Annotated in this window: 16 protein-coding genes and 1 other annotated feature (1 of these 17 only partly in view); of the genes, 2 read left to right on the top strand and 14 right to left on the bottom strand. The window is 37.7% G+C overall.

From position 1 onward, the window contains the following. Window positions 1-60 (bottom strand) — a binding site (T-box leader) (it extends 196 nt beyond the left edge of the window). Window positions 61-152: 92 nt separating this feature from the next. Continuing rightward, window positions 153-878, bottom strand: a complete 726-nt coding sequence (locus tag Gferi_RS22430) for a class I SAM-dependent methyltransferase (protein WP_069980362.1) — start codon at window positions 876-878, stop codon at window positions 153-155. Window positions 879-1,149: 271 nt separating this feature from the next. On the opposite strand from Gferi_RS22430, the gene Gferi_RS22425 reads away from it, so the two are divergent. Next, complete coding sequence (locus Gferi_RS22425; protein WP_069980361.1) at window positions 1,150-1,719, top strand: hypothetical protein; 570 nt, start codon at window positions 1,150-1,152, stop codon at window positions 1,717-1,719. A gap of 94 nt (window positions 1,720-1,813) precedes the next feature. Here Gferi_RS22425 and Gferi_RS22420 read toward each other — a convergent pair whose 3' ends face one another. The 6 genes from Gferi_RS22420 to Gferi_RS22395 form a co-directional block, all read right to left on the bottom strand. Next, on the bottom strand, window positions 1,814-3,232 hold the full coding sequence (locus Gferi_RS22420; RefSeq protein WP_083273720.1) for a YfcC family protein: 1,419 nt from the start codon (window positions 3,230-3,232) through the stop codon (window positions 1,814-1,816). Window positions 3,233-3,386: 154 nt separating this feature from the next. Further along, a complete protein-coding gene (locus tag Gferi_RS22415) occupies window positions 3,387-5,198 on the bottom strand; it encodes a HAMP domain-containing histidine kinase (protein WP_069980360.1) in 1,812 nt (603 codons plus the stop codon). 1 nt (window position 5,199) lies between these two features. After that, window positions 5,200-5,919, bottom strand: a complete 720-nt coding sequence (locus Gferi_RS22410; protein WP_069980359.1) for a response regulator transcription factor — start codon at window positions 5,917-5,919, stop codon at window positions 5,200-5,202. 37 nt (window positions 5,920-5,956) lie between these two features. Next, window positions 5,957-7,330, bottom strand: a complete 1,374-nt coding sequence (locus tag Gferi_RS22405) for a cache domain-containing protein (RefSeq protein WP_169833026.1) — start codon at window positions 7,328-7,330, stop codon at window positions 5,957-5,959. Window positions 7,331-7,590: 260 nt separating this feature from the next. Next, window positions 7,591-10,569, bottom strand: coding sequence for a diguanylate cyclase (locus tag Gferi_RS22400; protein WP_069980357.1), 2,979 nt, complete (start codon window positions 10,567-10,569; stop codon window positions 7,591-7,593). 26 nt (window positions 10,570-10,595) lie between these two features. Further along, on the bottom strand, window positions 10,596-11,396 hold the full coding sequence (locus Gferi_RS22395) for a C40 family peptidase (protein WP_069980356.1): 801 nt from the start codon (window positions 11,394-11,396) through the stop codon (window positions 10,596-10,598). A 362-nt stretch (window positions 11,397-11,758) separates the two neighbouring features. Here Gferi_RS22395 and lpdD point away from each other — a divergent pair, with 362 nt between their 5' ends. Next, window positions 11,759-12,139: a prenylated flavin chaperone LpdD gene (gene lpdD, locus Gferi_RS22390; RefSeq protein WP_069980355.1), complete on the top strand. Its 381-nt coding sequence runs from the start codon at window positions 11,759-11,761 to the stop codon at window positions 12,137-12,139. A gap of 98 nt (window positions 12,140-12,237) precedes the next feature. Here the strand turns inward: lpdD and Gferi_RS22385 are convergent, their stop codons facing one another. The 7 genes from Gferi_RS22385 to Gferi_RS22355 all read right to left on the bottom strand — a co-directional run bounded on the left by Gferi_RS22385 (window position 12,238) and on the right by Gferi_RS22355 (window position 20,970). Further along, window positions 12,238-12,798: a UbiX family flavin prenyltransferase gene (locus Gferi_RS22385; RefSeq protein WP_069980354.1), complete on the bottom strand. Its 561-nt coding sequence runs from the start codon at window positions 12,796-12,798 to the stop codon at window positions 12,238-12,240. A 123-nt stretch (window positions 12,799-12,921) separates the two neighbouring features. Further along, complete coding sequence (locus tag Gferi_RS22380) at window positions 12,922-13,683, bottom strand: energy-coupling factor transporter transmembrane component T family protein (protein WP_069980353.1); 762 nt, start codon at window positions 13,681-13,683, stop codon at window positions 12,922-12,924. Continuing rightward, window positions 13,661-15,196 (bottom strand): ABC transporter ATP-binding protein, encoded by a 1,536-nt coding sequence (locus Gferi_RS22375; RefSeq protein ID WP_069980352.1) that lies wholly within the window; start codon window positions 15,194-15,196, stop codon window positions 13,661-13,663. Before Gferi_RS22375 ends, Gferi_RS22380 begins: the two co-directional genes overlap by 23 nt. A 19-nt stretch (window positions 15,197-15,215) precedes the next feature. After that, on the bottom strand, window positions 15,216-16,589 hold the full coding sequence (locus Gferi_RS22370) for a UbiD family decarboxylase (protein ID WP_069980351.1): 1,374 nt from the start codon (window positions 16,587-16,589) through the stop codon (window positions 15,216-15,218). Between the two features lie 13 nt (window positions 16,590-16,602). Continuing rightward, window positions 16,603-17,175: a hypothetical protein gene (locus tag Gferi_RS22365; protein WP_083273718.1), complete on the bottom strand. Its 573-nt coding sequence runs from the start codon at window positions 17,173-17,175 to the stop codon at window positions 16,603-16,605. Then, on the bottom strand, window positions 17,153-18,901 hold the full coding sequence (locus Gferi_RS22360; protein ID WP_069980350.1) for a hydantoinase B/oxoprolinase family protein: 1,749 nt from the start codon (window positions 18,899-18,901) through the stop codon (window positions 17,153-17,155). Before Gferi_RS22360 ends, Gferi_RS22365 begins: the two co-directional genes overlap by 23 nt. After that, the gene (locus Gferi_RS22355) at window positions 18,898-20,970 is read right to left on the bottom strand and encodes a hydantoinase/oxoprolinase family protein (RefSeq protein ID WP_069980349.1); all 2,073 of its coding nucleotides are present in this window, start codon (window positions 20,968-20,970) and stop codon (window positions 18,898-18,900) included. The genes Gferi_RS22360 and Gferi_RS22355 overlap by 4 nt, the downstream gene beginning before the upstream one ends. Window positions 20,971-21,063: the final 93 nt, after the last annotated feature.

The following is a 21,063-nucleotide window of genomic DNA, read 5'->3' as shown; positions in this document are numbered from 1 at the left end:
CACTATCACCAACTCGCTGAAACTACATCCTAAATCTACTCTTCTCTTCTTCGTCTTTTATATCATATTTATTTGATGTTGTTAATTATATGATACACTGCTAAAGATGTCAATACCTTATTTATCATTTTACAGGTTCATAAGGCATTTACTTAAGAAGCAACTAACACTAAAGCATAGGAGTTATTTTTATCAAATTCACTTCCTTTGAAATCTCCATATAGCTGAACTTTATTATATCCCGCATTACTTAATAGTGCTACAATATTATCGGCTAATATAGGGTATAATGGAATTTCATTCTCTATTACATTTCCGCCAACTTCGAGAATAGTTTTAAAAAATATTTTATTTATCGCAGGGTCATGGCGATAAATACGCTTAAATTTTAAGCCTATCTCTTCATTCTCTATCGTAGGCAAGGAACGGACATTATTTGCCAGCACTCTATCGTAATTAATGACTTGAATGACCAGACTGCCTTCTGTATTTAGTGAACTTTTCATTTCTTTTAAAAATATTTCTATTTCTTTTTCTTCATCAAGGTGGACCAGAGAATTTCCTATACAAAAGGCCAAATCATATTTGGTATTTAACTGATTGCTTAGTTCCAGCATATTTCCTTGCAGCGCATTTATAGTTAGGCTATGCGATAAAATCTTAGTTCTCAACGCCTCAATCATTTTAGAATCTAAATCAATCGCTGTCACAGCATAACCTTGCTTTGCAAATTCTATAGCATATCCTCCGGTCCCGCAGGCAACATCCAATAGAGCCTTTGGTGGTTTTCCAACAACTTTCATAATAAAATTAACCTGTTCTTTTCCGACAGGAAAAATATAATCATAGTATTTAGAAATTTCCTCATAAAAACCCATAGGAACACGCTCCTCCATATTTCTCTGAACTGTATATAATAAATCCCTATTTAGACTATACCCTTTGACGTTTTTTTCAATCTTTCCTCCTACATATTCTACCCATCTCTGCAGTCCTTAAAAGCGAATAAACATCTTAATTCTTATGACAGACTTGTTTATCTTTTATGAATTATTATCATAATAATATCATATCATACTGCACGTATCCTAAAGAAGGTTTCCAGTGCATTCGTCTAATCTGCTCGCATATATTTTTAAGGGTGATAAAATGAGAAAAAAAAGATATTTTCAAAAGCTCTATAAGTATGACGAATTAAAGAAAACCTACTTAATTGAAGTGTCTCTTGATAATTATGATGATGTCTATGATGATTGGGATGCTTCTCCTTTCAAAAAAAGAGATATTGAAGACGAATTTAATGATTTTGTTTTAAACTCCTCACAGGATATTCCCTTAAATTACGATATCAGCATTGTTCTCTATTTGCCTGCATCTAAAAAGGATTATCAGAAGGAAGCAACTTTAGTATCTGCTTATCTAAATTACTACGGCTATGCAATAGAAAGACTTAATAAAGTTAAATCAAACTTACATCAAAAAATTATATCTTATCTGTTGCTCTCTACTTTTCTCCTAAGTATCGGTTACTTTTTCTTTAGAGGCGATCAGAACATATTTACCAATGTTCTTCATGAAGGTATCTTCATAGGCGGATGGGTATTTTTATGGGAATTTTTCACCAGTATTTTTATTACAAAAAGAGAATTACAAGAGGAATACAGATTGTATAGAAGATTATATCAATCTGAAGTTAAGTTCATCTATTATGATGAATGATTTTGATGTCTATCGATTCATTTGTCCTGTTTCACTTTTTATTAAAGGGCTCTTCTTCCAATATTTGTAAGAAGAGCCCTTTGTGTCATACTACCTAGAAAGGTCCGTAATTCATCATAACAGCTATCATTAAAAGTATTATTGCAACACCCCATGCAAGCACCATAAACGGCATGATAAACTTTAACCATTTATTAAAAGAAACTTTTGAATACATTAAGAACGCTACCAGGCCCCCAACAGTAGGATAGCAAAGATTAGACAACCCATCCCCAAATTGATATGCCAAGATAGCAATCTGTCTGTTTAATCCAATAATATCGGCAGCTGGAATCATTATCGGCAGTGTTACCATAGCTTGACCGCTTCCAGATGGAATGAAAAAGTTGATAATGGTCTGAACCATAAACATGGCAACTGAGGTAATATACGCAGGAAGACCCTTTAGTGGATAGGATATGCCGTACACGATCGTATCAGCAATATTGCCTTGTTCCATGACAACTTGTATTGCTCTGGCTAAACCAACCGCCATTGCCCCAATAAATATTGCTTTACCACCCTCTAACAGTTCATCAGCAATTTTACCACTGTCGTATCCAGCTATAATTCCTGCTATAATCGCACCTATAATATATGTGGCAGACATATGCGGTATTCCCCATTTCCATTGAATGGTTCCATATACAATAAATCCAATCGTTGTGGCAAGCGTAATCAATATGAGTTTATGTCTTGATGTAAACTCCATATCCTCTTGTTCGATATTAACCAGATGGTCCGTGTTCATTCCATAAACAACACTTGCGGAAGGATCTTTTCTAATCTTTGAAGCATAGCGTAGTACATAACCAATGGACACTGCCATTAATATGACAAAAATGAAAAGTCTAAAGCCTAGTCCTGAGAACATAGGTAGTTCACTTATACTTTGACCGATTCCCACGTTCCATGGATTGGACGGCCCAGCAGTCCAACCCATAACAATAGCGATCAACGCAATGGATATACCCACAAGAGCATCATAACCCAACGCTAGTGCGATTCCTATACATAAAGGGGCAAATGGGATCGCAGCTTCCAGCATTCCTGGAAAAGCTCCCAAACATCCAAAGAATAGCATAATTGCAGCCAATACCCAGTGACTTCTTTCTTCTCCGATTATTTTTGTTAATCTGAATATAGCCGCTTTAATAGCCCCTGTTCCATCAAAGACTCTAATAGCGCCTCCTATTAATAAGATCATAATAATGAGTGCAGAAGCTGCTTGTATCCCTTGGGGGATAGCCATAAAGATGTCAAAAACTCCTACTGGCGTTGGATCAATATAATGAAAGCTCGTTGCATCTACCACTTGTCTTCCATTCACGTCGATACGGTCAAATGCTCCAGCGGGTATAATATACGTTAAAATTCCTACTATCGCAATGATACTAAAGAGTAAAACAAATGCATGGGGAAACTTCATTTTCTTTTTCTCTTTTTTCTTCACAGACACTGAATTGTTCATCATAACATGCCTCCTCTTTTTATAGTATGAAATACTAAAATGGTAAAATCTTTTCACCTCCTAGAAGCATAGAAGTTTGTATTACTGAATATACAGAGATTTCATAATATAATAATAGATAAAAAAAATGACACAGTAAGACATCAACTGTGTCATTTTAGTGACAAATAGGAAGATATAATGTAAAAGTGCTTCCCTCGCCGGGTTCCGATTCAACGATAATTTTACCCCCATGGGCCTCCATAATAACTTTTGATATTGCCAACCCTAATCCATACCCTTTTATATCAATTTCTTTCCCTCTATAAAACATATCAAATATCTTATCCATTTCCTCTTTCTCTATACCAATGCCTTCATCCTTCATAGAACAGATTAAGTATTTTTCACTTTGTCTAATGAAAACAGTAATCTTACTATATGTCTCAGAGTATTTAATCGCATTGCTTATAACATTATTCCATACTCGGACAATTTTTATCTCATCTATATGGATCATTCCGCCTTCGATAAAGATTTGCCCCTCAAAAACTCTTTCTGAAGATTCAACTTGCTGTTTTGCACAATCATATAACAGGAATGCCAGTTCTTGCAAAACAAAATACTCTTTTTTTAAGATAAGTGATTTTTTTATTTCATAAGCACAATCTAATATATCGGCAGAGATATTTTCTATCTGTTCAGCTCTCAAAACAATACCATCTACATATTCTTTCATTTTATCAGGATCTCTAACAATACCAAGCTGTATTCCCCTAGCGTATCCTTTGATTAGGGTTAGCGGAGTTCTAATATCATGGGACAGTACGGATATAAAATCCAACATCCCATCAGATATTTCCTCAATAGATTGAGTTAGTTTTCTGGAATGTTGATGCAGCAGATCACTTTCGTTTTTTATTTGTTGAAGCATTTCGCTAAGGTTTTTTCTCATTTTGTTTAATGCAATACTCAAAGCATTCAGCTCATCACGCGTTTTAATATGAATTTCCTGCGTAAGATCGCCTTCTGCTAGTTTTAGTATCCCTTCAATCATTTCTTCGATAGGTTTTGATACACGCATACCCAGCTTATATCCTAAAGGAATCATGAACAAAAGCAATATCGCAAAGATAACAAGCAAGTACATCAATAGCGTTCTGGCTGGTCCTTGAAATTCTGATTGAGGAGCAAATAAAAGCAACTCCCAACCATAAGACGGAACAGGTGCATATACCAGCAAATACTTTTCACCTTGGAGCAGAACTGTTTCTACCCCATTTTTTCCACTTTCAACCTTATGAATAATATCTTTGTAGCCGGAAGAAAATATCTGCTCGATTGGCTGCAGTATATACTCTGGTCTTGGATGACTGATGATTCTCCCCATCTGGTCAACCAAAACGCCGTAGCCGGTTTTTCCATATTTTATTTCCTTAACCTGGTTTAATATTTTATCTATAGGAATGTTTCCTGCCAATACGCCAGAAATTTCTTTTACTTTAATAGGAATAGCGATAGAAGTAACCATTGTATTCATATTTGTATCAATATATACCGGAGTAAAAACAGCTTTTTCTGCCTCTTTCGCTGCTGTAAACCATGGCCGCTGACGAGCATCATAGGTCTCACCGGGTCTCCAACCCTTCCCATCAATAAATCTACCGTCATCTAAAGCAATAAATACACTAAAAAACGAGGAATCTGCTTCCGCTGCCGCCAAAAGCATTTGTTCTATCTCTTCATTATTTACACGACTAAGGTTAGCAATATGTATACCTGTTCGTTCCAAAGATGCGACCTTTTCTTTTCCCCATACCTCTACTCTTTCCGCATTGTATTTGGCAGATTCTAATCCAAGTTCCCCTCCTTGGGCATTCATAATCTTTATGGCTATATAGTAAGTAGTTAAGCTCATAAGAGATGCTGTTACGATGGTTATTAATAGTAAAATAGACGTTATTTTTGTCCGCAATCTGATTAATCCCATTTTATCGTAAACCTTTTCCAACACTTAGTTTTTGCTTTCCCTCAAATACGTAACCAACGCCCCAAACCGTTTTTATAAGAGAAGGCTCTTCTGGATTATCTTCTATCTTTTTTCTCAGTCTCTTAATATTTGTTGTAACCACATTATAATCATAGATGCTATTTCCCCAAACCTGGTCTAATATCTGTTCTCTGCTTAATACAATAAATGGATTTCTTACCATATACATCAATAATTCAAATTCTTTGTTGGTAAGCTGCAGCTCCTGGTTATTCTTTAATACACGGTGTTGTTTCGGATAAATAACCACATTTTCCAATGTTATACTATCATGCTCTTGGCGTTCACTTGCAAAACAATAAGTATTATATCTGCGAATATTTGCCTGTACACGAGCGACTAATTCGATGGGATCAAAAGGTTTTACGATATAGTCATCAGCGCCAATTCCAAGTCCCAGTATCTTATCTGCTTGAGAAACTCTTGCTGTTAAGAATAGAATGGGCACATGGCTCATATCTCTTATCTTTTTACATACTTCAATTCCAGATAATCCATCCATATTAATATCCAATATGACCAATTTAATTGTACTGTCAAATTCTTCTAGTGCTTCTATACCGTTGGTTGCTCCCACTACTTCTATATCATAGATTTGCATAAAATCCTTTATCATGTAAATAATATCTTTTTCATCATCTACCACTAAAATTCTATTCACTAGAATCTCTCCCTTTCAAGCATGGTATAACATCAAACTATATTTTAAACGATCGTATTCCTTTTTCTAATCGATCGGCAATATTATTAATTTGTTCTGCAATGGCGTACACTTCCTCCGTACCTGCAATTTTTTTCGTTCTGTTTTCCTCCATTTCCGTTTCTTGCAAATAACTCTGTTTAGCCGCTATTTGTTCTTTCGTCATTGTATTAGCTGGGCCTGCCTTATCCTTCTCCATCATATTAACATCTGACCCTTCACCGCTTTTATACTGTTCATCATGCCTTTCTTCTATGGACCTTAGTAGACTGCCTGTTTTTCTGAAAAGCAGTATACTTTCATTCTGAATATCTTGCAGCATAGCTTTCATATTTTTACGCATTTGATTTAGTTCATCGCTTAGTAGACCAAATTCATCTTTAGACCCTATTTCAATATTGTTTCTCAGATCTCCGTTTGCCAATTTAGCAACCTCTGCTATAATGCGTTCTAGAGGCTTTGCCATGGATCTGCCTATAACCACTCCAAAACCAATCATCAACAGCAAACAGATTCCCAGGGTAATCATGAGATACTTCAACATCTGCTTTGTAGGATCCTGAAACTCTAGCAAAGGTGCAATTAACAAGAGCTCCCAACTGCATGTTTTTATAGGAACACGTACTACCAAATTCTTTATTTCATCTATAATTACTGTTTCTACGATGATATTATCTCTATAGGTCTTATCTAAATGAATTACTTCATAATTGCCAAAAACATCTGCAATATTATGCATTATATAGGATTGGCTGGGGTGGCTTATAATCAGTCCGTGCTTATCTGCAAGGATTCCGTAACCTGTTTTTCCGTAGATTATTTCACCAGCCCTGCCCAATATATAATCTATAGGTATATTGGCTGCCAGTACTCCGTTTACTCCCTGAATGACTATAGGCACTGCAATAGATGCAACCATATTTTTTTTATTTTGATCAATATATAAATGGGTAATAACCAGGCCTTTTTCTTCTTGTGCAGCTTTATACCAGGGTCTGAGAGAAGCATTATATGTCTCGGGCGGAACCCAGCCTTTTCCGTCTATCAGACTTCCATCTTCAAACCCTATAAAAACACTATAAAATGAATCGTCCGCTTCAGCTGCATCTTTGAGCATCGTAGAAATCATTCTTTCATCAAAGTAATCCAGTCTTTCTATATGTGTTGCAGTCCTCTGAAAAGAAGCAATCTTTTCTTTAAACCATGTCTCTATAATCTCAGCATTGTATTGTGCAGAAACAATTCCCGATGCGGCTGCCTGTTCCTTTACAATTCCTGAAACGGTTGTATAGCTAATTAGGATTGTAGTGATAGCTAAAACGCAAGATATTCCCAATAATGGAATTATGAATTTCATACTAATTTTTTTCATAAAATCTACCATTCCCTCTCACTGGAAAATGCCTGTATTTGCTTGCTTAAATCCATAAATTCTATCTTGCTTTTGTGTATCCTATATTTTTATCCTGCTTGAACTGCCACTATATAAAAGTTCAATTCAACATACCTCAATTCCTCTTTTCGTTAATATTTCTTTCGACAAATAAATCTATTAAATGACAAAAACATCCTATTGGATGCCTTTGCTATTTATAACGGTTTATTGTGCTTAATATTGAAATGGCTCTATTCCTAAAGGATTACTTCTACCTTGTTTTTTCCACCCTTCTTGGCTTTGTATAGTGCTTTGTCTGCTATATCATATATTTCTCTTACGGATTTAGTATTATTATTGATTTGGGCAACTCCTAGGCTTATTGTAATATTGATATCCCTGTCCTCTTCAATTTTAACCGGCTTCATACATACATTGGTTCTGATTTTTTCAGCAACCTTTACTGCATTCTCTAAAGGTGTTCCTGGCAATACTAATGAAAACTCTTCTCCTCCATATCTTCCGAATATATCTGTTGACCTTAATACTTCGTTGCATCTTGAAACCACTTCAATAATCACACTATCTCCTATCGCATGTCCATAGGTATCATTAATTCTCTTGAAATTATCAATATCCAACATAATAATAGAAAAAACCTTATTTTCTTTTCTATGTTCATGGAAAATCAGTTCAGCAAGCTCAAACATATACTTTCTGTTGAAAATACCGGTTAATGGATCTATTGCAGACTGCTTCACTGCGTTTTTCATTGTTATGAGTGTTTTAATCCTTGCCAAAAGTTCCTGTTTTTCAAAGGGTTTTATGATATAATCATTGGTACCGCATTCAAAGCCAAGGCAAATATTATTTAACTGACTATTTGCCGTAAGCATCAACACAGGCAATTCTATCAAAGAGTATTTTTCTCTAATTTTCTTACAAACTTCGTAACCAGACATCTTTGGCATCATCACATCAAGAATAACCAAGTCAAAATCTACTTCATCAATAAGCCTAAGCGCCTCTTCTCCGCTGAGCGCTGTTACAATGTAATAATTACATAAGGTCAATTGTTTTATGAGAACCTTAATATTTATTGACTCGTCATCAACAATAAGGATTTTGTGCTTGTTCTTATCATCTTGGCAGTCTAAGCTAATGGCGGCCTCATCCAATAAGAATTCCCGTTTCAATACTGCTTTTACCCCAGCACCTTCTTTTACCGGCTGAATACTCACCGGTAAAGTAAAAATAAATTTCGAACCTTTCCCCAATGTAGATTCACAGCTGATGCTGCCTCCATGAAGTTCTACAAGTTTTTTTGTTATACTTAATCCTAAACCAGTCCCACTATATTGTCTTGCGGCTGAAGTGTCTATTTGCTCAAAGGATTGAAATATTTTCTCAAGCCTGTCTTCCGGAATACCAATCCCTGTGTCTTCTACAGTTATTTGTATAAAATGCTGTTTTGTCAGGGCTTTTACAGTAATTCTACCCCTTTCGGTAAATTTAATGGCATTACCGATTAAATTATAAAATATTTGTTGTAAACGACCTTCATCTGCGTAAACATTTTGCATGTTTTCTGGAATTTCATTTATGAGTAAAATAGTTTCTTCTTTTTTTGTCATTTCAAAGACGGTCATAATGCTGTCTACAAGGGCATACAGACTTATGGGTTTAAGGATTAGCTGGATCTCACTATGCTTCAGCTTGGAATAATCCAGTATATCATTTACAAGATTACTCAATCGCTTTCCGCTGGCCGAAATAATCGAAAGATTTTCCCTCACCTCGCAGGATAGTTCTCCTGCAGCCCCTTCTATCAGTGACTCTGTTATGCCTATTAATCCATTTAATGGTGTTCTCAGTTCATGGGAGGTGTTTGCCAAAAACTCGTCCTTTAATTTATCTAATGATAAAAGCTTTTTAGAAAGATTATCCACGGACATAAATGCATCCGCAAACATCTTTGAAAGGATTAATGCCAGTATGAAAGCTAAGGACATGATGGCAAGGGTACTGGTCCCATAAAAAGGCATGAATGAATTCATGTTATTAACATATAATATATCATTCATCAGCGCCATGAGTGCAAATACCATACCGATTAACATAATCACGGCGCCTTCTTTTTTCATTCTTGCGGCTTTTAGCAAAACATAGGCACAATAAACAGAAGTCATCAATATTAGAATATTTGAAACATTCTTAAAGAAACCGAATATATTGTAAGGAAGCAATATAAAAACAATAAACTGTATTAAAGAATATCCCTTTATCAGTTTCAAAATTTTCTTCGAAAATTCATCTGGAAAAAGTGAATGAAAAAAATTACTTAAATAGATTACACCAAAAACAGATCCTATATAGTTAATATGTTGATACAAGTTAAAACTTATATTCATGAAGCTGCCTATAACGATAGAATTTACAACAACAGTTCTTGCTGCAACAACAACACATAAAAGGCCAAAAAATAACGCATATTTTTTCTGCGGTAAAAAAAGATAGAGCATCGTATGATAGATTCCTAAAATCATCAACCCACTAAAAAGAAACATATCCCGCAAAAGATTATTTGTATTTTTATCTAATAAGCTGTAATAGTCTCCCAAATATATAGGATAATTCGTTTGATGGTATTCTTGATTAGATACATTTAAAATAATTTCAAATTCATCTGACATAGGGCCTATATGCAGAACCTTGTTTTTAATCCCCTCGGACCTATTTTTCAATTTGACAAATTCCCCATTCTCACTTATGATTTTATTATTTATACTGAGTCTATGAGAAGTTAGTGTATAGGGAATAAAGATACCTAGATCTAAATCACGGATATTTTCTGATCTAACAATCAGCCGGTAAGTGCTATAGCCTTCGCCCTTCAGAGATTGAATCGGATAATCTTTTTTCTCGCCTGGAATTTTAAAATAACCTGTCATTTTAAAATCACTGGATGCTTTTTTGAAATCCTCACTGCTTATCAATTGACCGGAGTAATACTCCCATTCGCCTTTTATGTTGACAGAACCCTGTTGTTTATGATCCCAATTGTCCAAATCAAGGACACCTTTTTCAGCGGCGAATGTGTCTGCATCGCTGTTTATAGCTTCTATTTTAGTAAACATCATAATCAGTCCGGTAAAGCAAAGAATTAATGCCAAATAAGCGATAGGTTTACCGTATACGTCATATAATTGATCCCATTTGCCTTTTATGCTCAACATCTTCACCTTCTAAATTGATCAAAATATTAAAATTGCAATCTCCCCAGTTTCTGCAAGTTAGGAGAATTTTCAAGATCCCTTGGTGTAACACATGCTGAGGCCGGATCTGCAGGCAGTCCATCCACTGTATATTCCTCCTCTTTGAGTCTGCTCCATGCGTCAATAAATTTTTGTTTTGAATCCATTAGCGCTTTGTCCAATTCCATATCTGCTTCACTGGAATTTGATATACTCAGGAAATCCCGCGCTAAGTTATCTTTCAAACTTTGCAAGGTCAATCCTTCAATACTTAACTGATATTTTTTTCCCGGATCAGCTTCGTCAAAGCATCTATATACCAGTTCTGAGCATACCATAGGTATTGTACCCTTATCTAATAACCTAAAACTATATGCAGCAGCATTATCCAGAATGCTCCTGATTATTTTTTTACTTGTACTATCCAATGGTATTTCCCTGGTAATACCTAAAATTGCAAGAAGTACCAAGTGATCAAAAGCATATTTTGTTTTTTCATCTACATACTGCTGCCCCACGTTGATTACAGATTTATAAGGATACCCATCATCTCCAAGCTTATGATTATTTTTATTGAATCTAAAAGCATCTGCAAAGATTTCGCAGCTTAGTACTTCTAATGGCATCTTCAACATGCCTTTTCGAGTTGCATGAATAATGCAGTGCGTACCCTCTTCTTTTCCTGCATAGATTGCTGCATGGCTATAGGTTCCTCCATCAAAAAGAACGATTAAGTCGGATAACCATCCTTCACCTCTGCACAGCAGCACATCTCCAGGAATTAAACCGTCAAAGTTTATAGCTTTCATTTCGATTCCCTCCTTTTTTAGAAGCTATTTTATCTGCCACTAACGAACAGGTCCGATAGATTTTTAAATTTTAAAAATCTATCATATATTCGGAATATATCGCTTTGTTACTTTCAACACAATTTCTTTTTTTCCTCCCAAAAACTAAAATCTTTGCTAATAATCCAATGTATTTTTCGACAATTTAGTGGCGATAGATTTATTTAACCGACCTTAGCATATTATGAAAAAATGGATTAAACCAATAGACTTGACACAAAAACTAAAAATTTAAGTTATTTTAAGTTATAATGAATTATGATATAGATGTGTGACTGAGAAGCCTATTAGAATTTTTCAACTTTCATAAGGAGGATTATCCTATGTATGCAACATTCCATGTTTCTGTCGGTGAAGATAGCCTACATTTAAAAAGCTCTATTGTAAGGACGCAAGATGGCATTAATATTTATGTTGGCGGAGGCGGAAAAACACATATCGGTACTACTGTTATTAGCCAGCCTAGACCTAGTTTAACAGGAGATGGCAGTAGAAGCTGTACGACCTCTGTATTCAACATTTTAGGACACAAAGATGATGAAATTGCGGTTCCAATAGCAGAAGAGATCTGTAAGCATTTCAATGAAGTAACAGTAGTCACAGCAGGGATACATATAGAAAAAGCTACTGTGATAGACATAGAAAAACTAAAAGGGTATGGGATTCAGATGATTTCTCTAATCATAGCAGCCATTGAAAGATAAATACAGTATAATTCCTGTCTCTGCCGTTATAAATTCCTAAACACCTTCTTCTAGTAATCATTAGAAAAAAAGCATCTATCAAAGGATAGGTGCTTTTTTTACAGGCCGTTCCAGCGCTTCAGTGTATCTAGTTCTATATGAAAATTATCCAATATCCGTCCTACTGTCTGATTGATTAGATCATCCAGTGAGTTGGGTTTTGTATAGAAAGCGGGTACTGGTGGAGCAATAATTACACCCATATTGCACAGTTTCAACATGTTTTCTAAATGAATCGCATTCAGTGGTGTTTCGCGCACCATTAATATTAGTTTTCTCTTTTCTTTTATCGTTACATCTGCTGCACGAATAATTAAATCCTCTGTATAACCATTAGCTATGCCAGCTAATGTTTTCATTGTGCATGGCGCCACGATCATTCCATCACATTTAAAAGAACCACTTGATATGGCAGCAGCAAGATTGTCCTCACTGTAATAGCAATCAGCCATTAGGATTAAGCTATCTACAGTGTACGTTGTTTCAGTTTCTATCGTTACTTTTCCCCATTTACTTATAATTAGGTGGGTTTCAATCTCTTTTTTGTCCTTTAAAGCCTCTAAAATTCTTATACCAAAAATTGCGCCTGTTGCACCAGTTATCGCTATAATTAATTTCATAAATAGGATCTCCTTTAGTTTAACTTTCAACATTAATAAAAATCATCTATTCTCGGTGACTAGAAACATATTTATCCTGTGCTGCTTAGAAATATTTTTTTCTATACAAGAATACACTACCGCTTATACAATTTGAAGAAATATTAATCCGCAAAAATAAATCACTAAAAATCCAAAAGCGAAGTAATCTGCTGAAGAGAAGGAAATACTGCTCAGGAAAGTACGGGCAGAAAAACGGTTGTATCCCTTTAACTCCATGGATAGAGCTATTTCCTGTGACCTTTTTAGTGATCGTAGAATTAATGGAAGTATGATTGGCACTAAACCCTTGGCCTTCTGCCAGGTAGTTTCCAGCTCTAAGCCTCTTGCCTGCTGACTTTCATAAATCATCTGCAAATCTTTTTCCATAATGGGCAAAAAGTGTAGTGCTAACCCAAGCAAAACCGCATATTTTTGCGGCAATCCTAACTTTACGCATAATAGGGTAAGCTCATTGGGAGAGGTCCACATCACAAATTGAAGAAATAATAAAACCAATGTTATTAAAAGCGCGATCCCTTGTATACCGATTAAAACGCCGCCAAGGTAGAAATTTAAGTTCCCCAACTGAAATAAAATTACACCTTCAGGTCTTAGTAGTCCCTGAAATAAAATAAACTGTATGCCTATAATCGACATTACTTTTACCAAGGGTAAAAAAACAGTTAAGGATATCCCCGCCAGGATCGTCGTTATTAAAACCAATCCCAGGCTTGGAATTAATACTGTCAATTCTTGAAAGGATAGGATTAATATTAAATTGCCTATCAGCCATAGCAGCTTAACCCGAGGGTCTAATTTATGAATATAGGAGCTGTTTTCACTATACTCCAGCAATAGCTTCATATCGCATTTCTCCTTCAGCATATACTTCCCTTATATCAAGGCCTAACCCGCGCAGCTTTTCTTCATGATTAAAGCAATGAGCAGTTGGAATGTCCAGTGTTATTTGACCTTGATTCATAATGATCATTCTGCTGGTGAAATTGAGTGCTAGATTTAAATCATGGGAAATCATTATTACGGTAACACCACTGCGGTTGTATTGGGAAATTAACTCCATTGTCTCCCAACTCTGAGCAGCACTCATTTGTGAGGTAGGCTCATCAACGATTAATATCTGAGGTTCGTTTATTAGGCAAGAAGCAAGTGCAAGCCTTTGCACATCGCTTTTTGCTAGTTTGTAAGGGTGCTCCTGTGCAAATTTGATTAGTCCCATTTTATCCATAAGTTGAGAAACCTTCCCTTCAATTTCTCTTTTAGGTATTTTTTTTGCCTTTAAAGCAAAGGCCACTTCTGCCTGAACAGAATGGGTGCAAATTTGTATTTGAGGATTTTGAAATAAATACCCCACTTGGCTCGCCAGCTGAGCCGTTGAATATTCTTTTGTATTCATATGATTGATGACCACATCTCCACTTCCAGGTTTATGTAGTCCATTAAAATGCTTGGCTAAGGTTGTTTTACCCGCCCCATTTCTGCCCATAAGGGCTACAAATTCTCCTGGATAAATATCTAAGGAAATATTTTTTAACGCAAATTTTCTATTGGGATATTGAAAAGTTAGATGATTGACAGATATCCTTGGTCTCTCCTTATCAGCAGCATTGTCTACAGGTACCTTTTCAGGAAAATTCCAAGGCTTTTTAACATCGAAAAGTACTTCTTTCTTGGGATATCCATCATAGAGAACAGTTCCCTGATCTAAACAGATTAACCGATGTGCCAAATACAAATATTGATAGGCTTTCTCCTCTACGATAATCACTATTTTCTTTTCTTGTTGGGCAAGTGTGTGCAATTTCTCGTAAATTTCTCTTCTGCTTTGAGGATCGAGCTGCGTAACAGCTCCGTCTAAAATAATGACTTTCGGCTCTAGGGTTAACATAGAAGCAAGGGCTATCCGCTGAGCTTCCCCTCCCGAAAGAGTTTCAGGCTTTCGATTTTCAAAGCCCTCTAATCCTACAAAATGAAGGGCTTTTTTAATTTTCCGCTTTACTTCCTCCGGCTCTAGCAAGAGATTACAGGGCCCAAAGGCCAGATCCTCTTCAACAGTTGTACAAAATAACTGATTTTGAGGTTCATCCCTAACTAAGCCGATTTTTCCTGTTACCTCAGGAAGGGGTTTACCTATGATATTTTCACCCTCAAAGTTGATTTCACCCCTCAAAACGCCCTCTTTAAAAGAAGGAATAACGCCAGCTAAAGCTTGGCACAAGGAGGATTTGCCAGAACGTGGAGGGCCGGCTAAGAAAATGAACTGACCAGGCCGAAAACTAAGAGAAATATCTTTCAACACCGGATTCATCTGTTCCGGATAATAAAGACCCTCAATCCTTGCAGTAAACAGCTGTTTCATGGCAATTCCTCCTTGTTTTTTACAACTTCATCCTTCTTAAGATTTCTTGGGCTTTTTTCTTCGCCTCAGGGTGAAAGGCAATACTGCTGGCAAAATTCCCAAGTGGTTTTGTCGCATTAATACCCATTTTGGCACTTCTGCTTAATTCATCTGTAGAAGGATCTAAAGTACAGCCCATTCCCATATGCTGTGGAATGATATGAACATCCCGGTCTGCTTGGACTCTGGTGGCAATTGCCCATAATACCTGACTTTCATCAAAGACGTCCACGTCTTCGTCTACTACGACTACGTGTTTTAAGTTATGGTCTACCGAAAGGGCTGTCAGGATTGCCTGCATCGGCTGTCCCTCGGCTATTTTCTTCATAGAAATATAACAGTGGAAAAGTCCGCAGGCAGATAACGGCGCGTGAACAGCTATAATATTCGGTAGGTTCTCCTTTAGCGCTTTCAACACGTCTCCTTCACGCTGGACCGCCACAATGGTGTTGTGTTCTGCACACATTCCCGGTGTAATGCACTGGTAGATGGCATTGGTACGATAGTAAATGGCCTTAGGAATGAAAATATTCTCCGTACTTCTATAGCATGCATAATTGGTAAATTCAGCAAAGGGACCTTCGGGCTCTCGTTCTCCTGTCAAAATCTCACCTTCAATAACAATTTCTGCCCAAGCCGGAACTTCAACATCAACGGTGGTACAGCGTGCAATTTGTAAAGGTTCACCGATTAGACCCCCCATACGGGCAAACTTGCCCTGATCATAGGGAACTAATGCCATCGAGCCTAAAGAAATAGCTGGATGTACCCCTAGCACTACCGCTGCCTCTAAATTCTTCCCAATTGCTTCAGCTCTACGGTGGTATTCCCAAAGCCGCTGCCGTGAATGCAGGCTTACGCCCAGCTTATTGGTTCCTTTGAGCTGCATCCTGTGATAGCCACAGGTGTCGGCACCGGAGATTGGATCCTTAGCGGTGACCAATCCAGCCGTAACATAGGGCCCTGCATCAATTGGAAAATGTGTCAAAATCGGCAATTTGGTCAGGTCTAAATCAGGACCTGATAAACAGTTTTCTTTAAATTCTGGTTTTTCAACTACTTCAGGTTCAATTGCCCGCTTAACGCGCTCCGCATAAGCGGTAGGCAAATCCCTTTCGCTAACACCAATGGCCATGGCCATACGCTGACGAGTGGCAATTGTATTGGCTACAACACTAAAGGCTGATCCGGAAATTTTCTCGAAGTGAACAAGCGGATAACGCCTTTGACGCTCTAACTCCATAATGATTGCAGTGGGTTCATAGGCTCTGTCTAGTTCCTCTTTAATCCGCAAAACTTCTCTAGGAAACTGTTCCTCAAAACAATGTAAAAAAACTCTCCAGTCCTGATTCATAAAATAACACTCCTTATCTTAATACACCAGATTTTACAATATTGTCGTAGATTACTTTCGTAAGGATCGTTCCGCCAACAACACCTGCCAGGGTAGTAATGCCAGAAGCCACTATGATTACGGGTATAGGTAGTTTCAGAATCACATACAGTCCGATTGAAACACAGATGTTGCCAAGCACATTTGTCACAATTTGAGCCAATAGGTGGTGTGACCACTTATCCATTGACAATTTCCAAGAAACCAGGGAGTAGGCTAAAGAACCCAAACCATTCGCCGGTATAAAGAAGGGAGCTAAAGGTGAAAGGCCTGTAGCTAAAGCAATAAAAGCTTGAATTTCAGCTGTAATGATTCCGGCAGGCTGCCTAAAAAGCAGCACAACCAAACCTGTAAACGTGGCCCAGGTAACACCACCAACAATTACAGAAGCAGGGTTAATCACTGCATCAATGCGGTGCGCTATTTGCTGTACCAGAACAAAAACAACACCTAAGAGAACCGCACCCACCAATGCTTTTGTATCAAACCGGGTAATTTTTTTACTCATTTCCAGCTCTACATCTTTACACATTGTATCTTGACTCATAATCAATCCCCCTATATTTTTTTGTTTCATTCCAATCAATCCCTTTAGTGGTTAGTACCACACCATATTCCTTTAAAGCACTCTCTCGGCTTATATATCCATTCTTATAGTCTTCGTAAACCAGTTGTGGGTTTCTTTTAAAAGGATTTCCCCAGCCACCGCCACCTGAAGAGAAGAGGGTTAAGATATCGCCTGGCTGCAAACTACGAGGTGCTGTCTTGCTTTTAAGCCATTCATTCCCACTTTCTTTTGTAAACAATTGATTTCTGTTCAGGCTGCCTTCCTTACCTCCCCCTAAGCCATAAGGTGCTATTTTCATCCCATCACCAAACATAACAATGCTCGGATCAGGACCATAAAATTGAACCTGGTATTTTATCCCGGGGGCTCCCCTGTACTCACCTGCTCCCGCTGTATCCACCTCTAAGTGATGGTTTAATGTGAGCAGGGGATATTGAACCTCATTCGCTTCATTATTCGGAGCACGAACGCCACCATAGTTTGAGATAGGTGCCATATAAGGAAATCCATCTTGCTCTTTTTTCCCTCCCCCTGAACCTAAGCAGCAAAAAGCAAAGCCTACATAAAATTTTTGATTTCTCGGATCTATACCATAAAAGGAAGGCCCGCAATAACGGCCAAATCCTGCTGGTATCTTTTCAGGTACTGCTTTAGCGCAGGCTTTAAAAATAGCAGAAATGATTTCACTGGCACAATGGAGCGTAGACAAAGTCACCGGTGCAGATTCAGCTGGGTTTACTACTGTTCCTGGTGGCGCAATAATTTTAATCGGCCTAAATGCTCCGCTGTTCCTAGGAATCTCTGGCGACAACGTCCACAATAGTGCTATGTAAGCTGCACTTTTAGTCGTCACAAGGGAGCTGTTGACAAATCCGGTTACTTGTTTATCACTCCCTGTAAAATCAATAGTCACTTGGTTAACTTCATAGGTAACTTCAGCTTTTATTTTTACGGGCGTTTCTTGAAAACCGTCATCATCCAGCCATTCCTCACCGGTATAACTACCTGCAGGAAATTTAGAGATTTCTGCCTTGGTTAAATCTTCTGCCTGCTGAAGCAGTTGTATTATCGATTCCTTTACTTTTTTTAATCCATATTTATCCAGCAGTGTCCTTAATCTGTCCTGACCAATTTTATTGGCTCCTATTTGAGCATAGAGATCACTTTTTAGCATCTGTGGATTTCTGGTGTTATAGGTTATCAGATCAAGCACTTCATCGATGATGCTGTTCTTGACCGCTAACTTAATAGGCGGAATTCTAATCCCCTCCTGAAATATTTCAGTAGCTCTTGTGTTATAGCTGCCTGCCACAGAACCTCCGATATCTCCGTGATGAGCACGACTTACTGTAAAAAATACTAATTCACCTTGATGAAAAACAGGCGTTATGATACCAATGTCAGGCAGATGATTTCCACCTCTGTAAGGATCATTGACAATGAATACGTCACCCTCCTGAATATTGCCTGTATACTTCTCTAGCACAGCCTGAACGCTAAAAGAGCCAGCAGCAGCTAGAATGGGAATGCCATTCAACTGCGAAACGAGTTCTCCTTTATGGTCGCAGACACCACAGGCAAAATCACAGGCTTCTGCAAAAATAGGAGAGCGTGATGACCGCTCAAGTGCAGCACCCATCTCTTGAGCAATTGTGTCTAAGCGATGGGCAATCACAGATTGAAGAATAATCTGGTCTACATTCAATTCGAATTCACCTCCTTTTTCGTCAGGATAATATTCAAGTTGCTGTCGATATGGGCCTTGAAGTTAGGAGTAACAAAGATTGTAGTATACGCTTTTTCAATGAGTGCCGGGCCTATAATCTCAGATCCTGATTTTATGTTTAAAGACTGATACACAGGAACTTCCTTAAAGGTTAAATTACGATTCCAGCAGATTTTCCGGTGCTCTATTGGCGTAGATGCCAGTTTAATTGCTGCACTACTATTCACCCAAAAAAAGGAAGACAATTCCTTTTCCCAAGCTTCCAGACGTATATTAATGAGAGAACATTCTTGGCTTGGCTCAGCATATCCATAATGTTTTTCATGAAGCAGATGGAACTTACATATTAGATAGTCAATACTTTTTCTATCAAGTTCCCCACCTGTAAAAGAAACGGATAACTGATGATGTTGATCGGTATATCTCATTTCAAAGGAAAATCTATAGTCGATGTTTTCTGAAGTTACTCCCTGTTTGATCAGTTGTTCTTGTGCATGATAGGTTAGTTGCTTTAAAACTTCATTGATTTCATAAATATCCACATTCGTTAGACTGCATAAATAGCTTTGTACCATGTCTAATTTAAGGCGAGATTGCAGCATTCCCTGTGCACAGAATACTTCACCATAGGCAGGAATGACTACTTTCTTCACCCCTAGGTCTTGGGCTATTTTAGCAGCGAAAAGAGGGGATGCACCTCCAGCTGCCCCGAGTACAAATTCTCTAGGATCATATCCTTTTTGTACAGTCATTAAATGTACTGCATCTGCCATTTTGGCCTCAGCAATCTGATAAATGGCAAGAGCTGCTTCTTCAACACGAATATTAAGCGGAACGGCTACTTTCTCCTTAATTGCCTGAAAAGCAATTTCTCTCTTCAATTCCATACTTCCGCCACCGAAACGATTTGGCTTAATAAATCCTAGTATCAGAGCAGCATCGGTAATGGTTGGTTCTTTCCCACCCCTATCATAGCAAGCTGGCCCAGGAAATGCTTCAGCTGAATCAGGTCCAACGCCCAGTCTTCCGCTGGCATCTACAGAAGCAATACTGCCGCCGCCAATCCCTACTGAGTTGATATCTATAAGTGGCAGGTTGACTGGATAACCAGACACCTCTGCCTCAGGGATCACTTTGATCCTATGGTCTTTAATTAAACTTACATCAAAGCTCGTCCCCCCCATATCTACTAAAACTAAATTAGGCTCACTTAATTCTCTCGCTAAAGCTTGGGCACCGCTGCTCCCTGCTGCCGGCCCTGATAAAAGACCCTTAACACCAAACTGTTTCGCTACAGAACTATCTGTTAAACCACCGCTATTTTGTACTAGCTGGATATTGCAGAATAGTCCTTTCGCTTGAAGAATTAATTTTAGCTCACTCAAATAATCTGATACAAGAGGCGTAAGATATGCATTGAGTACAGTCGTCGAGGCTCTCTCATATTCTCCAAGCTTTGGTGCTACTTCACTGGAAAGAGACACAAATACGTGAGGCAAACTCTTTTCTATGAAAGCTTTTACAAATTTTTCATGGGCATCATTTAAAAAGGAGAATAGCAAGCAAACAGCCACGGATTCTACCTTTTCAGTATGCAGCGCAGCTACTATTTCTTCCAGATTGTTTTGATCCAGTTCCTGAATGATCTTGCCGCTATAATCAACTCTTTCCTTTAAGTTATAGCGCAGGTAGCGAGGAACCAGCACAGGGGGAATTGGGGCAAAAAAATCCCATTGGTTGTCTAATTTAGAACGCCTTATTTCTAAAGCATCACGAAATCCATCGGTAGCAATAAGTGCTGTTTTTACTCCTTCCCTTTGAATAAGGGCATTAATGGCTACTGTATTGCCATGAACAAAACGGTTTATTTGGGGCAAAAACTCCTCTAAAGTTAAATCATAACTGTCTGCAATCTGCTTTAACCCATTGATCACCGTAACAATGGGCCGTTTCTTATCCGATGGAATTTTGACTGTTCTAACATCTCCTTCATGGGTAACAATAAAATCGGTAAATGTACCTCCCATATCTATCCCTATCTGAAACACACCACCACTCCTTTGCAATTTAATAGAGTAGAGATTACACCATTTAAAGACAAATAAAAAAGTCCTCAGCCTTAATAGACTGAGAACTTTGCC

This window comes from Geosporobacter ferrireducens, from assembly GCF_001750685.1.
Classification (GTDB): domain Bacteria; phylum Bacillota; class Clostridia; order Peptostreptococcales; family Thermotaleaceae; genus Geosporobacter; species Geosporobacter ferrireducens.
The sequence above is the reverse complement of the archived record's forward strand: the minus strand, read 5'-3'. Positions and strand labels throughout refer to the sequence as shown.

Coding starts and splice junctions, on each gene's coding strand:
- Gferi_RS22400 (WP_069980357.1), bottom strand. CDS start 10,569: ATGTTGAGCATAAAAGGCAAATGGGATCAATTATATGACGTATACGGT.
- Gferi_RS22380 (WP_069980353.1), bottom strand. CDS start 13,683: ATGAAGCTATTGCTGGAGTATAGTGAAAACAGCTCCTATATTCATAAA.
- Gferi_RS22420 (WP_083273720.1), bottom strand. CDS start 3,232: ATGATGAACAATTCAGTGTCTGTGAAGAAAAAAGAGAAAAAGAAAATG.
- lpdD (WP_069980355.1), top strand. CDS start 11,759: ATGTATGCAACATTCCATGTTTCTGTCGGTGAAGATAGCCTACATTTA.
- Gferi_RS22370 (WP_069980351.1), bottom strand. CDS start 16,589: ATGAATCAGGACTGGAGAGTTTTTTTACATTGTTTTGAGGAACAGTTT.
- Gferi_RS22375 (WP_069980352.1), bottom strand. CDS start 15,196: ATGAAACAGCTGTTTACTGCAAGGATTGAGGGTCTTTATTATCCGGAA.
- Gferi_RS22405 (WP_169833026.1), bottom strand. CDS start 7,330: ATGAAAAAAATTAGTATGAAATTCATAATTCCATTATTGGGAATATCT.
- Gferi_RS22430 (WP_069980362.1), bottom strand. CDS start 878: ATGGGTTTTTATGAGGAAATTTCTAAATACTATGATTATATTTTTCCT.
- Gferi_RS22395 (WP_069980356.1), bottom strand. CDS start 11,396: ATGAAAGCTATAAACTTTGACGGTTTAATTCCTGGAGATGTGCTGCTG.
- Gferi_RS22385 (WP_069980354.1), bottom strand. CDS start 12,798: ATGAAATTAATTATAGCGATAACTGGTGCAACAGGCGCAATTTTTGGT.
- Gferi_RS22425 (WP_069980361.1), top strand. CDS start 1,150: ATGAGAAAAAAAAGATATTTTCAAAAGCTCTATAAGTATGACGAATTA.
- Gferi_RS22365 (WP_083273718.1), bottom strand. CDS start 17,175: ATGAGTCAAGATACAATGTGTAAAGATGTAGAGCTGGAAATGAGTAAA.
- Gferi_RS22415 (WP_069980360.1), bottom strand. CDS start 5,198: ATGGGATTAATCAGATTGCGGACAAAAATAACGTCTATTTTACTATTA.